The organism is Anaerobacillus sp. ABD4_527 (genome assembly GCF_056160805.1).
On the sequence record NZ_JBSWXZ010000002.1, the window covers coordinates 631604 to 651910 of the forward strand.

Here is a 20307-nt window from a genome sequence, read left to right on the forward strand (position 1 = left end):
TTTATTTCTTCACCCATTTAAGGTTATACTTGTTCTTTAGAAGAAGGACACAACACCCCTTTTTTATAGAGAGGATTGTATCACCATGCTTGATTATAAATACTACAAATGTAACAACAAAAATAATGAAACGATCGTTTTGCTTCACGGTCTTGGCGGCAACTACGGGATCTTCAGTAAACAAATCGCAACGTTTAAGAAGCAGTTTCATGTATTAGCGATCAATTTACCTGGACATGGAAAATCACCAGGGACTTCTACTTATGATAAACCATTTACAAGTGACTTAGTTGTCGATAAACTTCTGCATACTTTAGATGAACTTAAAATAGACAAGGCTCACGTGGTAGGAATTTCACTAGGATCTGTAGTTGCTCATCACATGCTACAACGTGCACCAGAGAAAGTGAAAAGTGCAGTACTTGGAGGGGCAATTACACGGTTCACCCCACTCGCAACTTTTCTTTTATTGGCTGGTACTGCGGTAAAACGGTTTGTGCCTTACATGTGGTTGTACAAGCTGTTTGCTTACATCATGATGCCAAAAGCAAATCATGCAACGGCAAGAAAAGTGTTCATTAGAGAAGCTGTGAAAATGAATCGTCAAGATTTTTTAGCGTGGTATAATTTAGCGTTTACCGTGAAAGAAACGTATGCGGATGTGCAGAAGAAGGGAAAGAACGTCCCGAAGTTATACATTTCAGGAGAAGAAGACCACCTTTTTGTAGAACCATTGCTAGAAGACACGAAGAGCGACAAACTCGCCCGTCATTTGGTATTAGAAGAATGTGGCCACGTGTGTAACGTTGAAAAGCCAAAAGAGTTCAATGCTGCTTCGTTAGAATTTTTTAACAAGCATCGATCGAAGCATGAGCCCGTTTCATCTGCGCTTTAATCGTTTGAATAGTAGGAGAAAGACTCGTCGTTGACGAGTCTTTTTTACGTTGTAACTCTGAGATTGTGGTAAACATTCTACTATAAACATCTAAAATATTCTCTGGAGAGATTTCCTGGTTATAGAGACCGTACCTCCAATGGAGATGACCATCTTCTTTGGCATAATAACCAACTGCATATTCGGAATTACTTAAACTTGGAGCACTTTCGTAGGTTGAATCCGCATTCCAAAAAGCGTAGGTTATTTTCTCTGATTCTATGAAAAAGAAAGGAAGATCCGTTGTTTTGTATAGTTCAGCATATTCACTCTCGGCTGCTTTTTGTAAGTGCTTTTTCATAATGAATACCGCGTCAAAATCGAATGGATCGATCTTTTTTAAACCTTCGAAATCCATCGGAACGAATGTAATCGACCGATCTTCTTTTATCGTTGGTTCGTTTCCTACAACGGCGATGGTTAACGGTGGTCCGTCATAACTTTCAAATTGTGGTTCTCCGCTGCCGTCCGCTTGACACGAGGCTACTACCAGAATTGAAAGACAGAGTAGTAAAAAACGTTTCAATTCTATTCCTCCCTTGCTATCGACAACTCCTATTCTACCATAGAAGATTGCCATCAAATGGAAGAACGGTATACTAATAGAGGAAGCTTATTAACGAGGAGGAACGTTTTTGGACATTTGGGATGACCAAAGAGATAGCATGTATAAAGTGAAGCCGATAACTGAACGTAAAATGGATCGGTATGAAAAGAAAATAAACCGTACATTGCCAGAGAGTTATAAGGAGCTCGTGCTGAAACAGAACGGTGGATACATCAAGCAAAATGCAGTGAAAATTGCTGATGATACCTTTCTAGCGATCGATCACATTTATGGTATCGGTCGTCCAGGTTTACTCGATAGTCCAGATCTCATTAAAGAGTGGGGTTTTAAAGACAATATCATCCTTTTCAGTGGAGATGGGAACGATTGGTTTGCCTTTGATTATTCAACAGAGACACCAACGATCATCCACATCGAAGGAGAAAGTAATGAAGTGATAAAGGTGGCTTCTAGCTTTGATGAATTTTTGACGAAGCTCAGTGTCGATTTTTCCGAAGGGGATGAGGAATTTTCTTGGTCAAGAGAAGAAGCTGAAGTGATCTTCTTAAGTGAGGACGAATTCCTTATTCAAGAGGTCCTCTTTTATATGCAGCATGCCGGTGATCTCGATTGGGTTGCGACGAAACTTTCGCAGCTCAGCGATCATTCTAGTTTACTCGTGAGAGAAGCGGTGGTCAGTGTGCTTGAAACGAGTATGGATGAATATATCCATGAGTTACCTGAAGCTTCATTTGATCATATAAACGAAGCTGTAAGCAATCTAACAAACGATGATATTGAAGAGATTCGAAGGATGATAGAGGAGTTAAAAATGGAGTATCCGTTTTTACGATAAGACGGTTCAAAGGGGAAGGAGGTCATATCATGTATGACGCTAGCCAGCATCTTCATATAGGTTATTACGAAGATGGTTATGATTATGAAGTGATCGCTTATAAAAGGGAGAATGAAGCTGTATGGGATGTATTTGTAGGCGAGGATGATACTGAGCTGTATCGGTCTGTAAGTGAGGTGGGGAAATGGGTATCTGTTAAAGGTCACGGGTTACGCATTTTATCAATCTCAGACAATGATCTCTCATATGAGCATGGGGCTCGTTTGTTTAAGGATTTCCTTGTGGACAATGGTGTTGTTTAGTTTCGTTTGAATAGGTAGAATTTGTTGTTTCTAAAGCAACCTTACTCCCACCTATAACAATAAGGACGCAATCGGGTCCTTATTGCAAATGCTTAGGTGGCTCAACAATATGAGAGTTTGTAGCTACCTCTGTAAATAAATCTGGTTTATAAGACTGTTGTGTTTGAGAATGTTGAGCTATGGGTTGGTTCAATAGTTGAAGGACTTGTTGAATACTTTGTTGGAGCTGGTCGAATTCTTTTCTTGTTACTGGTTGTGATTCAGGTTTTAGTTCATATCCTACTTGTCCATTAGGTTCTAGTGATGCCCATTTGACACTATCGATTGACGTTACATTTTGTTGTCTTAATTTCATTTCGAGTTGATCCACGGTAAAACGTAACTTTTTGAGGTTTTTCTCGTGCAACGTACCATTTTCAATTAGTATTTTGGATTTTCCAGTAATGAATTTTTCGATTCGATCAGATTTCACCTGAGCATATTCCATAATGATCAGCGTTACTACTAACATAGTTCCTACTGCAAGAGTCGTCCATATATTCTTTCCGGCGAGCGGCTGGATTAATAATGAACCGATTCCGATCATGATGACGGTTTGAGCAAGAGTCATCTGCGAAATTGATTTTCTACCAGCTATTCTTAGCAATAATGTTCCCCCAACAACAATCAAGATTGACTTCCATATCCAGTCGAAATCCATGTCACCTACTCCTTTCTCGTACTTAATGATAGAGCACACCGAGGTGAAGCATGTGTCTAAAAGGTAAATCGTTAAAAGCTGAACTCAACACGTTCAGCTTTTTGTTATTATTGAAGCGTTCCCTGATCAGAGACAGGTGTATAGCTTTGCAGCATGACGTTCATATCCTGCTCTGAAAGTTGAGGAACTTGGTAGTAGCTGTGCTTATTTTGGTAAAGAAAGATTTCATAACTTAACTCAATTAGGTTTGGCACACTGTCACTGACAACTCGACGTAATACAGGGTTCGTCATTTCAAGTGCCGTCATTGTGAATAAAGAGGCTAACGTCTTCGTGTGACCTAACATATAAGCTGACAATCCTTGATCAGATAAGTCACGCACTGACTGATTTGGTTTCTTAGGAGGGCTAGGCTTGATCCCATACACAACCTCATTCGACTGCTGCATCGTATAGTTTCCTGTCGGGTTTACTGGATCTTGTCCTGTTTGAAAACTCTGTACGATTGAGTTATACATTGTGGTAATGAACTTAGATTGGTGCTGGAGGATACTTTTCAATTCAGGATCTTGTATAGGCTGTTCATACATCTGATACTGATCGAGCAAATTGATGATGCCGGCTATGATTTCATGAGCGTCGAACACCTCGTGACCGCCATGATTATGTTTGATGCCCCCTGTATTTGATAGTGTCTGTTGAGCATTCGGCATATTCATTTGATTTGGTTGATGATCCATCTTCTTCCCTCCGTTAACGTAGTGATCGTTCTGTTGTATTATCTCTTAAGGAACCTGTCATATGTATGATTCGATTACCAAATCGATCATTCCGTGTTACCATAAATTGCAGTTGTCACTTCATGAATGGTCAAGTGGATTTATTGTGATTGTAGATGGGGGATAGAAGGTTGGGAATCAATGACATCATTGTCTATATCGTTATCGGCTTTTTATGTATAGGTGCGATCGATAAAATAATGGGAAATCGATGGGGGTTCGGTGAAAAGTTTACAGAGGGATTTATGACAATGGGATCGTTAACACTTGCGATGGTAGGAATTATCTCATTGGCTCCTGTTCTAGCAAGTATCTTGACCCCAATCGTCGCTCCCATCTATGGGTTGGTTAGAGCAGACCCTGCTTCATTTGCGAATACCTTGTTAGCTCTTGATATGGGAGGCTACTCGCTAGCGACAGAGATGGCGGAAAGCAAGGATGCTGAACTTTTTGCATGGGTATTTTTAGGAACGATGATGGGGCCGACGCTAGCATTTACGATTCCCGTAGCATTAAGCATTATTACAAAAGATGATCATCCGTATTTCGCTAAAGGGATATTAGTAGGGTTAATCACTGTTCCTTTTGGCTGCTTAGTAGGTGGAATCGTTGCAGGTTTGGATCTCGTCGTTATTGTAGCAAACTTGATACCTACGATCATTTTGTCTGTTCTTATTTCAATCGGATTATTTAAATATACGAATAAGATGATCGCTGGGTTCGCTGTGTTTGCAAAAGGCATACAGGTAGTTGCGATCATCGGACTCGCTGCGATCAGTGTTGAAACGTTTACTGGTTTCGTTATGATTCCGAATATGACACCACTGATTGAAGCTGTTGAAATTGTGGCCAAGATCGCTGTTTTTCTTGCGGGTGCATTTCCGCTAGTCACATTTATCTCTTTCATCTTAAAAAAACCACTGAATAAAATAGGGAAATCGATGGGGATAAACGACGTATCAACTGCCGCGATGATTGCAAGCTTGGCACATAACATCCCAATGTTATCGTTACTTAAAGAGATGAACCCAAGAGGAAAAGTCATGAACGTCGCATTCGCGGTTAGTGGGGCGTTCGTATTGGGGAGTCATTTAGGGTTTGTAGCAGGAGTGAATAAGGAAATCGTTTTTGCCATGATCGTTGGAAAATTGGTCGGTGGAATGAGTGCTGTCATGTTAGCTGTTTTTGTAACTAGAAAAGAGGTATAAAAAACTATGAGAAAGAAAGCCACCAACCTTGTGATGTTGGTGGTTTTTAATTGTATGTTGCGAGGATTTAACGATACTTAGTGAGTTAGTTAAAAATGATTGGTAGTGCCTTTGAGGAGCTGCATTAAGACCGTTATAAAAAATTACCAAATATCTCCTAATTTAGAGTTTTACACGTTCACACGGTGGGAATTACCACCTGAGCAAGATCACATCGATTAAGGAGAATCAATATGTTTTTTGGAGTATGGTTTGTCGTTCTAGCCGCGATGCTCTGGGGAGTTTCCGGTGGATTAGCCGGTATCCTTATGGAGAAAGGTTGGGACCCTCTAGTTATTTCATTTTATCGAGGAGCGGTTGGACTTGTTTGCCTTTTCATTTGGCTGTTGCTTCGTCCTAAACCTGAAGGTGAGGTGAACAAGAGAAAAACGTTCCTCTGGTCAATTTTAGCCGGAATTGGTGTAGCAGGAAACTTTAGTTTTTATTTTCTAAGTATCTCGCAGTCTGGCGTGGCGGTTGCTTCAACGTTAATGTATACAGCGCCACTGTTTGTTTTTATCATTTCCTTTTTCTTGCATCTTGAGCGTGCAACGACATTCAAGGTGGTTTCGATCTTTGTCGTGATGATTGGCATTATGCTATTAACGAATGTCTTTGAAGTAGGACTTGAAAGTTTAAATCTAATTGGAATCATAAGTGGATTACTATCTGGGCTTTCGTATGCGCTTTTCATCTTTGGTTTTAAGTTTGCGACGGAACATGGCCATCCGCCGTTTGTATTAACAGTGGCATTCGCTGCGTTTACCGCCTTGATGCTGACAATCATCGATCTAGACGAAACGGTATCTGTGCTTCGTTCAGATGATCTTGTTTGGTTTATTACGCTAGGGATCATCGGAGCAGGGATCTCGTTCTTCGCTTATTTAGAAGGATTGAAGAAAACGAAGGCGTCTCTTGCAGCAGTAATCGCAATGGTGGAACCTGTGACGGCTTCCTTGTTCGGTGTGCTGATCTTAAGTGAAGTGCTTACTTTTATACAAGTTGTTGGGATTTTAATTATTTTAGTAACCATTACATTGTTAAGTAAAAAGCAGAATTAGGAATGGTTGATCAAATAGTAGAGGAAGAAGCAGTTCGTTTATGGAGCGTAAAGCAGAGTCCATATTTGAACTGCTTTTTTGGTAGTATATCAGGAATATAAAGGAAGTTTTTATTTTTATTTCACAATTAAATGTACTAAAATATGGTAATATATAAATGATTTAATGTGGTCAGCGTTTCATTATCTGCTTTAGTACTATTTGTAGCAAAGAATGATTTTGAACACCCTTTACTAGATAAGAGAATGCTAGAAAAGGTAACAAGTGTCGTATGGAAGTTTACTTAGTGGGAGGTCCATATTGAAAAAGCTCTTAAGCCTTATATCGATTATTATTCCAATTGTACTGTCAGCCTTGATTATAAACTTTTTATTTAATGGAATCTCACTCAGGATTCAAGGACTGCCCATCGTACTGCCTTTTGTTTTATGTCCAATAGGAGCGGTATTTGGGGTGATGGGTTATAGATTAAATAAAGATACCCTGTCTCGAATCGGAATCCTCTTCAACATCGTGCTATTCATTTTTCCGATCGCATATAACATTGTTGGAACGCTTAGTCAGGGAGTGTAAGATCGTATCATTTTAGTCTTATGAAATAGTTATGATAGCAAAGCACATTTTACAGGGAAGAGGAATGTAAATGGCGGTATTTCTAAAAAGAAAAGGTAAAACGTTTTCGCTGAGAGATTTGCATTTCTATCTGTTGTACTTGTTGTTAGCAGGTCTATTCTTCTATTATTTTGTTTTTATGTCTCCTAAGAACTCAGTGGAGTTGTACGAGACCATTTCATTCGCAGAGGATTATGAGGCAGTACAAAGTCTTGTTTTAGAAGGGTATGAAGCCAACTTCAAAGAAGAGGATTTTGTTTCATTACAAAAACTAGGCCCAACTATGAACCGAGTTAGTCAAGTTACTCTATTGGAATATGAAAACAGAACATTTTTAGTCATGACTTCCCCAGGTACAGAACAATTAAAAGTGCTTGCAGTTGAAGAGTTACCTGAAGAGATTAGAAGTTACTTCCTTGGGCTGGATCCATCAAATAAGTAAAAGATAAACCATTGTTTTAAGGGGGAAGATATGACAAAAGATAAAATGAGCAAGTTAATCGTTATCTCGGCGTTTCCAATTTTTCTATCTTTTCTAATCTATGACATAAAGAGCATCGAGTTATGGGGTTACATAGGGATAACCCTAGCGATTTTTCTACCGATTTTTTATTTAGTAGAGATAAGAATGTATTATCCAAGAGTCTCTTTTGCAGTAGGCGCGGTCATTTGGACAGTTTTATGTTCGGTTTTGTTTAATGACACATTCATAAGCATAGGATTAGCTATCATTTCGTTAGGTAGTGTAGGAGTATTTATCCTTTTATATAAAAGCAATTGACTCAATAGGGCAGGAATTGTTTATTCACTCAAGGAGCGGTGTGTGGTTGTTTCCTGCACCATTGGAACGTAAGACTTTGATGTCAGTTTAGTGCTTCGTAGTTAGAAACAGGGAAAAGGGGGATCGTTTGAATCAACTATTTCTTGTTCTCTTCATAATTGGAACGTTACTTGTATTTTTTGCTTGGTATCGGGGGCGTGGAGAAAGTAACAAACAATACACGTGGCTTAGTTATCTTTCCTTAGGGCTTCCAGTCATCGTAATCCTTCTAGTATACACCATTCCTAAAGGTTCAATGGTATCGATCTATTTAACACCTATTGGTACTCTCATTGCATTTATTCTTATAGGGATTACACTATTCAAACGAAATGAAAAAAATCTTCTTGCTGCCATTGGCTTATTTCTATCATTACTATTGCTTGGAATCCTAATCATCTTTGGGATATTTATCATAACTCCACTTGAACCTTAACGTATGTTTGCCAGAGGAAATATTAGTTTAGTAAAATGTGGTTAGTGCGATTGTTCTACGATTTTCCAGTATATTTTAGCGCGAATAGGTATTAAATCCGTGAAGAACGTGTTACGGTGTATGACAAGAGAATGGCTCCTCTTCTCCAAACATAAATGGAAAGAAAGGAGCAAACTGATTGATGCTAGTTAGTAGATATAGTATGATTTTCTATCAGACTAGAACTGCAATTGACCGTTTGCAGCGAGAATCAACAGAAAAAATCAAGATTGGAACGTTGTCTGTTATTACAGGTTTCTCAGAAGAATCCATTCTTGAATCTCTAGAATTTGGAAATATTCCTGCAAACCACTCTGCAGAATTACAATCAAAGATAGCCTCTTCTTAATGTCATGATGGAAGAAGAGGAGGGTTCTCTTTTAAGAATTGGATAACGACTACTAGTGATCTTATACTAACAGTGGGTATAGGATGTTTTTTTGTTTTTTTATAGACTAATAGCGATGATCAGGAGATTTCATGCCTAACATTCAGTGTGATGGAAGCTGATTGAGAAAGAATGGAGCTTATATCAGCGAAATTTTGCTTTTATCGGCGAAAGTGGAGAAGATATCAGCGAAATTTTCAATATATCAGCGAAAGTCAGCCATTTATCGGCGAAACGGTGATTATATCAGCGAAACCGTTAGAAAAGAGCTTGGGACACAATCCCAAGCTCTTTTCGTTTAACTACGCATTTCGCTTCAGTCTTTAGCTGTTCCCTTGTGCGATCTCCTCACGAGTGAACGTTTTATTGCCCTCAAGAAAATCCAGCGTCACAAGTGCAAGTGTTTTTGCCGCGATCAGCATCGCTCTCTCATCAAAGTTAAACTTCGGATGGTGATGAGGGTAGGCGTTCGCTTCGTCTTCCACCATCGCTCCAGTAAAGAAGAACGTGCCAGGGACGTGCTCTAAGTAATAAGAGAAATCTTCTCCGCCCATCTGTTCTTTATATTCTCTGATCGTAGTTGCTTCTTCCACTTGAGTCGCGACGTTTGCGAGCTGATGCGTTTCTTTCGCATGATTTATCGTTGCAGGGTATCCGTCGACATAATTGAGTGAATAATCAGCATCCGCTGCAAGACACGTCCCCTTAATGATGCGCTCCAATTCTTCTTTGATCATTTGCTGTACTTCCTTTTTGAACGTACGTACGGTACCTTTAATAACAACCTTATCCGCGATGACATTGAACGCATTCGTTGCATCGAATGAGCCGATTGACACGACAGCTTGATCGAGCGGATCTACGCGTCTTGAGACGATCTGTTGAAGATTTACGACTACCTGTGAAGCGATCACGATGGAATCCTTCGTTAAGTGCGGCTGAGCGCCGTGACCTCCTTTTCCTTGGATGACCAATTCGAAGCGGTCTGCTGCAGCCGTTAATGGACCTTCTTTGTATAGGATTTCGCCTAGCTTTTCAGTAGCCCATAGGTGCGTACCATAGATTACGTCGACACCTTCCAAGCAGCCATCCTCAATCATCGCGATCGCACCACCCGGCTGCATTTCTTCTGCGTGCTGGTGGATAAAGACGACGCGACCTTCTAACTCGTCCTTGATGCTATTCAGTGCTTTCGCTACTCCTAAAAGGGTTGCAGTATGTCCATCGTGACCACAGGCATGCATGACGCCGTCCACTTTTGATTTATAATCCACATCGTTTTGTTCGTGAATCGGAAGGGCGTCGAAGTCAGCTCTCAACCCGACTGTTTTGCCGGGCTTAGCGCCTTCTAAAATCGCCACAACTCCTCGTCCACCAACTTGCTCTCGTACTTCATGTCCAAGGTTACGGTGGTATTCTGCAATGAACTTCGGCGTTTCAACTTCTTCAAATGATAGTTCAGGGTTCATATGAAGGTGACGTCTTACTTCCACCATTTCGTCGTAAAGGTTTTCGAGTACAGCTTTAATTTTCATCATGCAAAACTCCTTTTCAATTAGTTAAGTCTTATATAAGCATCTGGGCCAATTGGTAGCCCTAGAAGATACCACACGGTGAAAAGTAGGATCCAGAAGATCATAAATGCGAGTGAGTATGGAAGTAACGCTGAAATCAACGTTCCAACACCCATCTTCGGATCGTATTTTTTCGCAAAGGTTAAAATGATCGCAAAGTATGCAAGCATCGGTGTGATCATGTTTGTAATCGAGTCTCCAATGCGGTAAGCGAGCTGAGTAAATTCTGGGCTGAATCCTAAAATCATGAGCATCGGAACAAAAACAGGTCCGAGGATTGCCCATTTTGCGGATGAACTTGCGACGAGTAAGTTGATCAATGCTGAAAGTAGAATGAAGCCGATTAGTAGTGGTAACCCAACCAGTCCGATATTTTGTAACCATTCTGCACCTTTGATTGAGAGGATGGCTCCAAGGTTACTCCATGCAAAGTATGTGATCATTTGCGCGGCGATGAACGTTAGGACGATGTAGTAACCCATTCCAGACATTGCTTTTGTAAGGTGACTAGCAACATCTTTATCTGATTTGATCGTCTTCGCTCCGATTCCATATGCTAACGCCGGAAGGAAGAAGAATAAGAACATGATGGCAACGAGTGAACTCATGAAAGGAGAGTCCATGATGGCACCAGTTTCCTGGTTCCTTAAGATCCCGTTTTCAGGGATGATCGTTAGGGCGATGAGGATGGAGAAGATAGCAACCGTGATTGTCGCAAAACGCAGCCCTTTTTTCTCTGCACGAGAAAGTTCTGTTTTCTGGTCATCCATGACGGATGAAACTGGTAGTGACCCTAATCTTGGTTCAACAACTTTATTTGTGATCCAAACCGTTATCGGTAATAAAACGAACGTGGATGCAAAGACGAAATAAAAGTTCATCGCTGGATTCGCTTTATAAGATGGGTCGATGATCTGTGCACTTGATTCAGTGAATCCTGCTAAGAGAACATCGAGGGAGGTGATGATCAAGTTTGCACTGAATCCTCCAGCAACTGCGGCGTATGCAGCGACGAGTCCTACGATAGGGTTCTTACCGAGAGTGTAGTAAATCAAAGCTGCGATCGGAGGAAGTACGATTACCGCAGCGTCTGCAGCAGCGTTTCCAAGAATCGCGATCAAGACAATCGTAGGTAGGATCAATTTCTGAGGTGCGGCAAAAACGATTCGTCTCATGAAGCTTGATACGAGTCCTGTTGATTCTGCTAAACCGACACCTAGCATGACGACGAGAACGAGACCAAGTGGTGGGAAAGCGACGAAGTTATTGACCATTTCCGTCATGATTCTCCGAACGCCATCTCCGTTCAGGAGATTAACAGCATCGAGGCGTTCATTCGTTGCAGGGTTGATCGCACTGACTCCTAATGTCGAAGCAATCCAGGATGAAACGAGAATGATGGCTGTAATGATGGCGAAAAGCGTGAGAACATCTGGAAACTTATTGCCTCCTTGTTCAATCAAATCTAAAAACTTTTGAGTTACTGTTTTCTTTTTTGTACTTACGTTTCCCTTCTCAGTCGAAGGATTAGGTAGCGCCATCGTGTTGTCCCCTTTCGTTATAATTTTCTGAATTTTTTATTATCATAAAGAAAATCTGTCCCTCTTAAAAGGGGCAGATTTAGAATTTTTATAGGGGTCAGATTAGCTGTGGAACCAGACATTTCGAAGTGATTCAATGCCTTCTTCGATCTGTTCCTCACTTAAGGCAGTAAAGCAAAGCATATAGATGTGGTGAAAATTGGTGGGGTGAGTTTTATCAAGGAACAGTTCAACAGAGTCTAGAGCGATTCCGCTATCAGAAGCGAGGGAGTGATAATCGATATCCTCATCAGGTTCGTTTAGTTTGATCACAACGTGATGTCCCGCATGATCTCCGAGGATCGTGACATGCTCTCCCATATAACGCTGGATGCATTTCTTTGTCCACTCAAATTTCTTTTTGTAAATTTTCCTCATCCTGCGTAGGTGACGAATCCAGTAGCCTTCTTTCATAAAAATCTCAACGGTCTTCTGCAACACCCTCGAGGTGGTTTGTTGATAGATGATCAACTCTTTTTGATAGATTTCTAATAGACCAGGTGGCAGAACCATATAGTTGAGTCGAATACTTGGCAAGAGCGATTTGAAGAATGTTCCCATATAAATGATTCTTCCATGATGATCAAGGTGCTGTAGAGCAGGGATAGGGTCGCCACTGTACCGGAACTCGCTGTTTAAATCGTCTTCGATGATGTAACGATTTCCCTCTACGGCCCATTCGATTAATTTTAGCCTTTGTTGGACGGGCATGATGTACCCTAACGGAATTTGATGAGAAGGGGTCACATATGCCATTACTGCTGAACTTTTATGTAGGTGGTTTAAGTCAATCCCGTTCTTATCGACAGGGATGGAGTCAATTTTGTAGCCAAGGAGACGAAACACTTCCCTAGCTGCGTAATAGCCGGGATTTTCAAAAGCGATGGTTTGCCCATTCAAGCCGATCATCTGGCATAACAAATTGAGCAGGTACTGTGAATGAGGACCGATAATGATTTGTTCTTCTGTACACGACACACCACGAGCCTGTTGCAAGTAATGCGCAATTTCCTTTCGTAAGCCGATTTCTCCCTGCGGATGCCCAAAGTAGAAGAGTTCATCGACTTGATCTTTCATGCATTGATTCGTGATCTTCTTCCAAGTGGATAGAGGAAAACTGGTCGTATCAACCCGATTGCCTCTAAAGTCGTATGTAATGGATGACGGATGGTTTTCAATCTCGCTGTTACGTGTTGGATTTTCTTTTGCGATTTCTCTCATCACATCAGTAGCGAGATCTTGAATGAAATAGCCGCTTCTCGCCTTGCTATATATGTACCCTTCTGATAGCAGCCGTTCATAAGCTGTTTCCACCGTATTTCTACTGATTGCAAGGCTAGTTGAAAGAACTCGAACAGACGGCATCTTACTATCCTTAGGCAAGGTGCCTTTGAGTATTTGTTTTTTTACTTCATCGTATACTTGTAAATAGAGTGGGGTGGACTGTTCGCGGTTTAACTGGATCATAAACTCATTCATTTCAACACTCCTCGTGACCAAGCTTTGTTACTAGTCTACTGGAAAGGAATGAACATGACTAGGTTAGTATTTTAGTTTTTGAAAAGACTAAAAGAAGGTATGAAAACGAGAGTAACAGCATTCTGGTTAATCATATAGTGTGTTGTTAGCGGTTACTTGGTCGTTATTGACGTAATTCCGTTCAAACTGTCGTTTTTTGCTTGTTTACAAACGTGACACCGAGGAGTAGACTATGTCTCATTAAGATATCAATTTAAAAAGTTTCTCATTCGAAATCGCTTAATCCAATCGGAGCGGACGACCCAACGATTGATGCAGTACATTTACTGCTAGGGGTGAATCCTGTTTATCAGGTAGGGCTACTTCTATGGCCCGAATCCGACAGCTAAGTCCGTAAGCGTTATGGGAGAGGACGGTGAAACTTGTGATCTAGCAATCGGCCACAGGTTTAGTTACCTGTGGTTTTTTTGTGTTCGATTTTTAAAAAAATTGGAGTGTAATAAAATGACGATTCGGTCAAAACGGTTTAAACGGCTAGAACCTCCTCAGGTGCTCATTCTTGTGTTTGGCTGTTTTATTCTCATCGGAGCAGCGTTACTAAAGCTTCCTTTCGCAACTACGGAGGAAATAGGCTGGATCGACGCATTGTTTACTTCAACGTCTGCGATGACGGTGACAGGACTCGTTGTGGTAGACACCGGTCAGGCATTCACGCTGTTTGGAGAGCTTGTCATCGCTTTTCTCATTCAACTCGGTGGACTTGGGATCATGACGTTTGCGGTCATCACGTTCATGATGTTAGGAAAAAAGATTGGGATGAAGCAAAGGCTTCTCGTGCAGCAAGCCACAAACCAGAATTCACCTGGAGGCGTTATCCGATTAGTAAAGACGATCTTCCTTTTTTCTCTAACGGTCGAGGCGATCGGCATGATCATTCTGGCCTTCAGATGGGTACCAGAATTAGGCATGAAAGAAGGCCTTTACGCGAGCTTCTTTCATTCGATCTCAGCATTCAACAATGCGGGGTTCTCAATCTGGTCTGATAGCTTGATGGGCTACGTTGGAGACCCTATCGTAAACATCGTGATCTCTGCCCTTTTTATTGTGGGAGGGATCGGGTTTACGGTACTTGACGACCTTGTTCGAACGAAGCGGCTTCGTTCGCTCGCGCTACATTCAAAGATCATGCTCATAGGCACGCTCGTCATTAATGTTGTCGCGATGTTTGGCTTTCTTTTTCTTGAATTCCATAACCCGAATACGCTCGGAGACTTAACGATGTCAGAAAAGCTGTGGAGCTCGTATTTTCAAGGCGTAACGACGAGAACGGCGGGGTTTAACTCGGTGGATATTGGTGCGATTGGAACAGGGACCGCTTTTCTTATGTTTGTTTTAATGTTTGTAGGAGCGGGGAGTACTTCTACTGGCGGAGGGATTAAACTAACGACAGCTGTTGTGATCATTCTTGCCGCATTCACGTTCCTAAAGAGAAAAAGCGATCCTGTGTTGTATGGTCGCACCATTCGGAAGGAAGTTGTTCTGAAATCCTTAACCATCTCCATCATGAGCATCCTCTTGGTTTATCTGTCCATATTCATTTTGGTTCAAACAGAAAACGCAGATGTAACTACGATCATCTTTGAAGCAGTCTCAGCGTTTGGCACGGTCGGTTTATCGATGGGCTTAACGGGTGATCTTTCGCAAGTCGGGAGGATCGTGATTATCTTTCTCATGTTTCTCGGAAAAATTGGACCGCTTACCCTTGCGTTCTCACTTGCGCAGCCTGATCGATCTCGCATTCGATATCCGAATGAGGACCTTTTAACAGGATGAGTTTATAAAAATTGAAAGTAAAAAAGCATGGATGCGGAATCCATGCTTTTTTTATTCTTTTTCTAACCAGTTCTGAGACCAGTCTTCAATATTTTTCATTAAGGGTTCAAGGGCATACCCTTTATCAGTTAGCGCATACTCGATTCTAACAGGGGTTTCTGGATAGACGTGGCGTTTAACGATGCCTTCTTCTTCAAGGTCTTTCAACCGTTCTGAAAGGAGTCTGCCGCTTATTCCGATCGATTCTTTAATCGTGCAGTTTCGCTGGGGACCGGACAGTAGTTGATAAATGATCAGTCCTGTCCATCGTTGACTAAGAATCGTAATGGCTTTTTCAAACCTCGGACATATCTCTGATTGATTCACTTTAAACTCCTCCTTTCCAATAATAGTATACCACACATAATAATTAATAATAAATTATTTACTTGACGTAATAAAGTTACTTGTTTATAGTTGGTTACATAAAGTAACTTAGTTAATAAAAATAATTAAAGGGGAGTTGCAGAGAATGGTTTCAGAAAAAATTGGCGTGCTCTTACTAAGGATCGTACTAGGCACAACATTTATGATTCATGGGTTCGCAAAGTTTCAAGGAGGAATTGAGAATACCGTTGGATTTTTCCAATCGGTCGGCTTACCGGGGTTTGCAGCGTATGTCGTAGCACTCATCGAATTAATAGGCGGAATTGCAATCATACTCGGACTCGGAACAAGAATTGTTGCAGGGTTATTCGCAATCATCATGATCGGAGCAATTTTTACAGTGAAGTTAAGTGCTGGATTTTTAGGCGGTGAAACAGCGGGCTATGAATTAGATCTTTTATTACTTGTCCTATCTTTTTATTTCGTTACGAGAAAACCAGTCGATCTTTCACTAGATCACATGCTGTTCTCGAATAAAGGAGTACGATCAGATGTTTCATAAAGCACCGAGCACGTATGTTGGAGGAGTCACATTGAACGTCATGGACATTGACCGATCACTCCAATTTTATAAAGAAATGATCGGTTTTCAAGTTTTGAATCATCGTTCAGGTGCGGTAGAGCTTTCGGCGGATGGTGTAACACCATTACTTACGTTGTACCAACCTAAAGAAGCACAGCCTAAGCAATTGCATACGACAGGTTTGTTTCACTTTGCGCTCTTATTGCCGAAACGAGCTGATTTAGGAAGGGTTCTCCATCATTTTGCAGAAAAGAGGGTCCCGATCGGTTCTTCAGATCATCTCGTTAGTGAAGCGATCTATTTAAATGACCCTGATGGAAATGGTATTGAGATTTACTACGATAAACCTTCTTCTACTTGGACGTGGCAAGGTGAACAGGTAAAGATGTCCGTAGATCCGCTTGATACGAAGGCGGTATTAGAAGAAGGAAGAGGGGAAGCGTGGAGTGAACTCCCAAAGAACACTGTAATGGGGCATATCCACCTGCAAGTTAGTGAATTAAGAGAGGTTGAAACATTTTACACTGAAGGTCTAGGGTTTGAAGTCGTCAATCGGTTTGGAAATCAAGCGCTTTTTCTATCAACAGAAGGCTACCATCATCATATCGGTCTCAATACGTGGAATAGCCTTGGCGGCTCAAAGCCTTCAGAAACAAGTGTTGGGTTGCAATCGTTCGAACTGATTTATCCAAGTAACGAAAAGCTTCAAGAAGCTGTTTTTAACTTAAGAAAGGTCGGAGCAGAGGTTGTTGAAGAAGGTGCGATTGTAAGAACAGAAGATCCTTCTGGAAATCGGATGTATTTAAAACTAGCGTTCGTCTGATAAAAAAAGTTTTCGAGTAAATAATAGTAGCAGTTCACATTGGGAAGGTAAGGTGCAAGAATGGGCTTTTTAGAAAAAATCTTTGGAAAATCACCTGAAAAGGAGCAAAATAAAATGGAAAACGTTAAAGTCGCAATTATTTATTACAGTTCTACAGGGACAAATTATAAGATGGCTAAGTGGGCAGAAGAGGGCTTGAAAGATACAGGTGCTGAAGTAAAAATACTTAAAGTTCCTGAACTAGCTCCAAGGGAAGCGATCGAATCGAACGATGTGTGGAAAGCGCATTTGGAGGAAACGAAAGATGTACCTGAAGTGACGCTTGATGATTTAGATTGGGCAGATGCGTATATCTTTAGTATTCCTACTCGTTTTGGTAACTTGCCTGGTCAAGTGAAGCAGTTCCTCGATACAACGGGCGGCTTGTGGTCTAAAGGTAAGCTTGCGAATAAAGTTGTAAGTGCAATGTCTTCAGCGAGCAATGCGCACGGAGGTCAGGAGCAAACGATTCTATCGCTTTACACGACCATGTACCACTGGGGTGCAATCGTAGCGAGTCCAGGATATACAGACGACTCGATCTTCGCAGCTGGAGGGAACCCTTATGGTACGAGCGTTACAGTCGGTGAAAACGGGAAGATGCTGGAAAACGTCGAACCGGCTGTGAAGCATCAAGCAAAACGAACAGCATCGGTCGCGCAGTGGGTGAAGGATGGAAATCGTTAAGAACGGATAATCGTTAGGTTTATTCAATACTTGAATCGACCTTTTGTTATGCATACGATCGATAAGCGAATAGCGATGATCATAAATAAATGCGAGCCCATCACTATTGTGATGGGCTCGCATGGTTGTGGAGCTTTAGCTTTCTTTATAACCTGATAAAATCTTCCCAATCGTTCGTTCCATCACAAGAATGCCGTCTAAGCATTCTGTTAACGACGTCCATTCTTCAGGGGTATGACTTTTCCCGTTCTTACTCGGAACAAAAATCATACCTGTAGGAATTTTTTTGCCGACAAGCATGGCATCATGTCCAGCGCCGCTTGGCATTCTACGATACGGTAAGTTTAATTCGTTTGTTGATTCTTCAATCATATTCGTCATCTCATCATTCATATGAACAGGCTCAACGCGAATGCTGTTTGAAATTTCAAGTCGGAGTCCTCGTGTTTTTGCGATAAAAGATGCACGCTCTTTAATCGCATCGATCAGGTTTTCTCTTGCGTCACGGTCGATGTCTCGAATATCAACCGTTACCGTAGTTTTTCCTGCGATGACGTTCGTTCCATTAGGAGAGTTGGTGATCTTTCCAACTGTTGCAACGGCGGTATCGCTGTATTTGGCAGGAAGCTGTTCGATCGACGTGATGAGTTCACTTGCGCCGATCAGGGCATCTTGCCTCATGTTCATCGGCGTATTTCCTGCGTGATCTGCGCTTCCGATAAACGTAAACGTTTCTCTAGCCGGACCTGCGATTCCTTCTACAACACCGATCTGCTGCTTGTTTGTTTCTAACACGAGACCTTGTTCGATGTGGAGCTCAAGGTAGCCGATAAAATCGTCCATGTCTCGTTCCGCGCTTTTCAATCCATTCGGATTCAAACCGTCCGCTGTCATCGCTTCTCTGAGTGTTGTACCTTCGTCATCACGGTATGTGTGGAGAGCTTCTTCGTCGATTTCACCGATCATCGCACGGCTTCCTAGTAAGCCATGGTTGAAGCGTGATCCTTCTTCATCGGCAAAAACAGCAACTTCGATCGACCACTTTGGCATTCCGTTTCGTTCGATGAACGATTCAACTGCTGTTAAAGCGGATAGCACGCCCAACAGGCCATCGAACATGCCGCCGTTCGGAACTGTATCGATGTGAGAGCCTAGCATGAGGCTTTTATGTGTATGAATTCCTTTAATTTTTCCATAAACATTGCCGATCGCGTCCTCCTGAACGGACATTCCGATTTCCCTCATCCATTTCTTAACCCATTCGATCGCTTCTCTGTATTCAGAAGTATAAGGGAAGCGGCTATTGCCGCCGGCTTCCGTTGCTCCAATGCTATTGACGGCATCGAAATAGGTGATGAAATGATTCATAGGTAAGTGGGTGTGACGAGGCAGAGGCTTATATTCCTCCTTCCATCGTCTGACTCGGTTATCCATCTGAAACACCCTCCTCATGACTAACTTCGATTAATTTGATGAACATCTTACTCGCCTGTAGCATCGCTTTTTCATCGATATCGAAGTTCGGATGGTGGTGGGGATAAGCGTCTTTATGACCTGCTCCAGTAAAGAAGAACGCACCTGGTTTATCCAACAAATAATAAGCGAAATCTTCTCCACCCATCATAGGGTCCATCTCCAGTGAGTGTTGAGCTCCAAATAAGTCTTCAGCAGCGCGCTTTATATACGTCGTTTCTTTCTCATGGTTGAACAGGGCTGGATAGCCTTCTTCATAGTTGAGAGAACACGTAGCACCGTATGCTTTTCCTGTATGTTCGACGATTTCAGCCATCCTCTTCTTCACGGAAACCTGGACGTCTCGTGAAAATGTACGAACCGTTCCTAAAATTTTAGCGTGAGCCGGTATGACGTTGAAGGGGCCACCAGACTCAAATGCGCCTAGTGAAAGGACGGCTGACTCTAGTGGATTGACGTTTCGACTAACAACCTGCTGTAGATTTTGAACAACGGCAGATCCACAGACGATCGGATCGATCGTTTCGTGAGGAAGAGCACCATGCCCGCCTTTTCCGTCGATTTCAATCGTGAATCGATCGGACGATGCCATCAATGGGCCGCTTTTCGAGAACACGGATCCTACTGGGAACATCGACCATAAGTGAGTTCCGTACACTTCATCGACACCTTCGAGGCATCCTGCTTCAATCATAGGCTTTGCACCGCCTGGTGTTTGTTCTTCAGCGAACTGATGGATCAGAACGATCGTTCCGTTAAGGTGTTCGCGATTATCGTGAAGAACTTTTGCTGTATGAAGCAGCGTCGAGGTGTGAGCGTCGTGTCCACAAGCGTGGGAAACACCATCCACTTTTGATTTATATGGTACGTCTTTAGCATCCTGAATGGGGAGAGCATCGAAATCTGCTCGAAGTGCGATCGTTTTACCTGGAAGAGCTCCGTGAATCTTCGCGACGATTCCTCGTCCACCTACGCCTTCTTCTATTTCTTCGATACCGATGTCTCGTAAAAAGGCAGCAATTTTCTTAGGTGTTTCTACTTCTTGAAAAGAAAGCTCTGGATTTTCATGAAAGTGACGGCGCCATTCGACCATTTGTGGGTATTCTGTTTCTAGTTGTTCGATCATTTTTCCGTACATCAACAACGTCC

The 20307-nt window shown here is 41.9% G+C and carries 22 protein-coding genes and 1 riboswitch; of the genes, 13 read left to right on the plus strand and 9 right to left on the minus strand.

Annotated features, from left to right (window positions below; genetic code table 11):
- The first annotated feature begins 85 nt into the window (after positions 1 to 85).
- Positions 86 to 895, plus strand: coding sequence for an alpha/beta fold hydrolase (locus tag ACXAHI_RS15415; RefSeq protein ID WP_474849320.1), 810 nt, complete (start codon positions 86 to 88; stop codon positions 893 to 895).
- On the opposite strand, the gene ACXAHI_RS15420 is transcribed toward ACXAHI_RS15415, so the two are convergent.
- Positions 849 to 1460 (minus strand): hypothetical protein, encoded by a 612-nt coding sequence (locus ACXAHI_RS15420; RefSeq protein WP_474849322.1) that lies wholly within the window; start codon positions 1458 to 1460, stop codon positions 849 to 851. The two genes, ACXAHI_RS15415 and ACXAHI_RS15420, sit on opposite strands and share 47 nt — an antisense overlap.
- Before the next feature lie 109 nt (positions 1461 to 1569).
- Here ACXAHI_RS15420 and ACXAHI_RS15425 point away from each other — a divergent pair, with 109 nt between their 5' ends.
- The gene (locus ACXAHI_RS15425) at positions 1570 to 2337 is read left to right on the plus strand and encodes an SMI1/KNR4 family protein (RefSeq protein ID WP_474849324.1); all 768 of its coding nucleotides are present in this window, start codon (positions 1570 to 1572) and stop codon (positions 2335 to 2337) included.
- A 29-nt stretch (positions 2338 to 2366) separates the two neighbouring features.
- Complete coding sequence (locus ACXAHI_RS15430; RefSeq protein ID WP_474849326.1) at positions 2367 to 2639, plus strand: DUF3986 family protein; 273 nt, start codon at positions 2367 to 2369, stop codon at positions 2637 to 2639.
- A 79-nt stretch (positions 2640 to 2718) separates the two neighbouring features.
- On the opposite strand, the gene ACXAHI_RS15435 is transcribed toward ACXAHI_RS15430, so the two are convergent.
- Entirely contained in the window at positions 2719 to 3339 is a 621-nt protein-coding gene (locus ACXAHI_RS15435; RefSeq protein WP_474849328.1) for a DUF421 domain-containing protein, read from the minus strand.
- A 107-nt stretch (positions 3340 to 3446) separates the two neighbouring features.
- Complete coding sequence (locus ACXAHI_RS15440) at positions 3447 to 4079, minus strand: spore coat protein (RefSeq protein ID WP_474849330.1); 633 nt, start codon at positions 4077 to 4079, stop codon at positions 3447 to 3449.
- Between the two features lie 170 nt (positions 4080 to 4249).
- Here ACXAHI_RS15440 and eutH point away from each other — a divergent pair, with 170 nt between their 5' ends.
- The 6 genes from eutH (at position 4250) to ACXAHI_RS15470 (ending at position 8682) form a co-directional block, all read left to right on the plus strand.
- Positions 4250 to 5326, plus strand: a complete 1077-nt coding sequence (gene eutH / locus ACXAHI_RS15445; protein WP_474849332.1) for an ethanolamine utilization protein EutH — start codon at positions 4250 to 4252, stop codon at positions 5324 to 5326.
- Positions 5327 to 5559: 233 nt separating this feature from the next.
- Positions 5560 to 6426, plus strand: coding sequence for a DMT family transporter (locus tag ACXAHI_RS15450; protein WP_474849334.1), 867 nt, complete (start codon positions 5560 to 5562; stop codon positions 6424 to 6426).
- Between the two features lie 300 nt (positions 6427 to 6726).
- The gene (locus ACXAHI_RS15455; protein WP_474849336.1) at positions 6727 to 6999 is read left to right on the plus strand and encodes a hypothetical protein; all 273 of its coding nucleotides are present in this window, start codon (positions 6727 to 6729) and stop codon (positions 6997 to 6999) included.
- Between the two features lie 70 nt (positions 7000 to 7069).
- Positions 7070 to 7480: a hypothetical protein gene (locus ACXAHI_RS15460; protein WP_474849338.1), complete on the plus strand. Its 411-nt coding sequence runs from the start codon at positions 7070 to 7072 to the stop codon at positions 7478 to 7480.
- A 466-nt stretch (positions 7481 to 7946) separates the two neighbouring features.
- Entirely contained in the window at positions 7947 to 8294 is a 348-nt protein-coding gene (locus ACXAHI_RS15465; protein ID WP_474849340.1) for a hypothetical protein, read from the plus strand.
- Between the two features lie 181 nt (positions 8295 to 8475).
- Entirely contained in the window at positions 8476 to 8682 is a 207-nt protein-coding gene (locus ACXAHI_RS15470; RefSeq protein WP_270181268.1) for a hypothetical protein, read from the plus strand.
- A gap of 362 nt (positions 8683 to 9044) precedes the next feature.
- Here ACXAHI_RS15470 and ACXAHI_RS15475 read toward each other — a convergent pair whose 3' ends face one another.
- The 3 genes from ACXAHI_RS15475 to pdxR form a co-directional block, all read right to left on the minus strand.
- On the minus strand, positions 9045 to 10259 hold the full coding sequence (locus ACXAHI_RS15475; protein ID WP_474849342.1) for a M20 metallopeptidase family protein: 1215 nt from the start codon (positions 10257 to 10259) through the stop codon (positions 9045 to 9047).
- Positions 10260 to 10276: 17 nt separating this feature from the next.
- Positions 10277 to 11836, minus strand: a complete 1560-nt coding sequence (locus ACXAHI_RS15480) for an AbgT family transporter (RefSeq protein WP_474849344.1) — start codon at positions 11834 to 11836, stop codon at positions 10277 to 10279.
- A 102-nt stretch (positions 11837 to 11938) separates the two neighbouring features.
- A complete protein-coding gene (gene pdxR, locus ACXAHI_RS15485) occupies positions 11939 to 13354 on the minus strand; it encodes a MocR-like pyridoxine biosynthesis transcription factor PdxR (protein WP_474849346.1) in 1416 nt (471 codons plus the stop codon).
- Between the two features lie 266 nt (positions 13355 to 13620).
- A riboswitch (cyclic di-AMP (ydaO/yuaA leader) is annotated at positions 13621 to 13770 on the plus strand.
- A gap of 88 nt (positions 13771 to 13858) precedes the next feature.
- Here pdxR and ACXAHI_RS15490 point away from each other — a divergent pair.
- A complete protein-coding gene (locus ACXAHI_RS15490; RefSeq protein ID WP_474849348.1) occupies positions 13859 to 15187 on the plus strand; it encodes a TrkH family potassium uptake protein in 1329 nt (442 codons plus the stop codon).
- A 51-nt stretch (positions 15188 to 15238) separates the two neighbouring features.
- Here ACXAHI_RS15490 and ACXAHI_RS15495 read toward each other — a convergent pair whose 3' ends face one another.
- Positions 15239 to 15553, minus strand: a complete 315-nt coding sequence (locus ACXAHI_RS15495) for a winged helix-turn-helix transcriptional regulator (RefSeq protein WP_270181273.1) — start codon at positions 15551 to 15553, stop codon at positions 15239 to 15241.
- A gap of 145 nt (positions 15554 to 15698) precedes the next feature.
- Here ACXAHI_RS15495 and ACXAHI_RS15500 point away from each other — a divergent pair, with 145 nt between their 5' ends.
- The 3 genes from ACXAHI_RS15500 to wrbA are packed head-to-tail and all read left to right on the plus strand — an operon-like array spanning position 15699 to position 17685.
- Complete coding sequence (locus ACXAHI_RS15500; protein ID WP_474832243.1) at positions 15699 to 16115, plus strand: DoxX family protein; 417 nt, start codon at positions 15699 to 15701, stop codon at positions 16113 to 16115.
- Complete coding sequence (locus tag ACXAHI_RS15505) at positions 16105 to 16959, plus strand: VOC family protein (protein WP_474849350.1); 855 nt, start codon at positions 16105 to 16107, stop codon at positions 16957 to 16959. Before ACXAHI_RS15500 ends, ACXAHI_RS15505 begins: the two co-directional genes overlap by 11 nt.
- 60 nt (positions 16960 to 17019) lie before the next feature.
- Positions 17020 to 17685 carry an NAD(P)H:quinone oxidoreductase gene (gene wrbA, locus ACXAHI_RS15510; protein WP_474849352.1) on the plus strand — a complete coding sequence of 222 codons (666 nt, stop codon included), beginning with the start codon at positions 17020 to 17022 and terminating at the stop codon, positions 17683 to 17685.
- Between the two features lie 135 nt (positions 17686 to 17820).
- Here wrbA and ACXAHI_RS15515 read toward each other — a convergent pair whose 3' ends face one another.
- On the minus strand, positions 17821 to 19119 hold the full coding sequence (locus ACXAHI_RS15515; RefSeq protein WP_474849354.1) for an allantoate amidohydrolase: 1299 nt from the start codon (positions 19117 to 19119) through the stop codon (positions 17821 to 17823).
- On the minus strand, positions 19112 to 20296 hold the full coding sequence (locus ACXAHI_RS15520; protein WP_474849356.1) for an amidohydrolase: 1185 nt from the start codon (positions 20294 to 20296) through the stop codon (positions 19112 to 19114). Before ACXAHI_RS15520 ends, ACXAHI_RS15515 begins: the two co-directional genes overlap by 8 nt.
- Between the last annotated feature and the right edge of the window lie 11 nt (positions 20297 to 20307).

Bases quoted from the DNA above. Each gene is read 5' to 3' on its own strand.
- ACXAHI_RS15415 (WP_474849320.1), top strand. From the start codon at position 86: ATGCTTGATTATAAATACTACAAATGTAACAACAAAAATAATGAAACG.
- ACXAHI_RS15430 (WP_474849326.1), top strand. From the start codon at position 2,367: ATGTATGACGCTAGCCAGCATCTTCATATAGGTTATTACGAAGATGGT.
- ACXAHI_RS15435 (WP_474849328.1), bottom strand. From the start codon at position 3,339: ATGGATTTCGACTGGATATGGAAGTCAATCTTGATTGTTGTTGGGGGA.
- ACXAHI_RS15440 (WP_474849330.1), bottom strand. From the start codon at position 4,079: ATGGATCATCAACCAAATCAAATGAATATGCCGAATGCTCAACAGACA.
- ACXAHI_RS15450 (WP_474849334.1), top strand. From the start codon at position 5,560: ATGTTTTTTGGAGTATGGTTTGTCGTTCTAGCCGCGATGCTCTGGGGA.
- ACXAHI_RS15460 (WP_474849338.1), top strand. From the start codon at position 7,070: ATGGCGGTATTTCTAAAAAGAAAAGGTAAAACGTTTTCGCTGAGAGAT.
- ACXAHI_RS15470 (WP_270181268.1), top strand. From the start codon at position 8,476: ATGCTAGTTAGTAGATATAGTATGATTTTCTATCAGACTAGAACTGCA.
- ACXAHI_RS15475 (WP_474849342.1), bottom strand. From the start codon at position 10,259: ATGATGAAAATTAAAGCTGTACTCGAAAACCTTTACGACGAAATGGTG.
- ACXAHI_RS15480 (WP_474849344.1), bottom strand. From the start codon at position 11,836: ATGGCGCTACCTAATCCTTCGACTGAGAAGGGAAACGTAAGTACAAAA.
- pdxR (WP_474849346.1), bottom strand. From the start codon at position 13,354: ATGAATGAGTTTATGATCCAGTTAAACCGCGAACAGTCCACCCCACTC.
- ACXAHI_RS15490 (WP_474849348.1), top strand. From the start codon at position 13,859: ATGACGATTCGGTCAAAACGGTTTAAACGGCTAGAACCTCCTCAGGTG.
- ACXAHI_RS15500 (WP_474832243.1), top strand. From the start codon at position 15,699: ATGGTTTCAGAAAAAATTGGCGTGCTCTTACTAAGGATCGTACTAGGC.
- ACXAHI_RS15505 (WP_474849350.1), top strand. From the start codon at position 16,105: ATGTTTCATAAAGCACCGAGCACGTATGTTGGAGGAGTCACATTGAAC.
- wrbA (WP_474849352.1), top strand. From the start codon at position 17,020: ATGGGCTTTTTAGAAAAAATCTTTGGAAAATCACCTGAAAAGGAGCAA.
- ACXAHI_RS15515 (WP_474849354.1), bottom strand. From the start codon at position 19,119: ATGGATAACCGAGTCAGACGATGGAAGGAGGAATATAAGCCTCTGCCT.
- ACXAHI_RS15520 (WP_474849356.1), bottom strand. From the start codon at position 20,296: ATGTACGGAAAAATGATCGAACAACTAGAAACAGAATACCCACAAATG.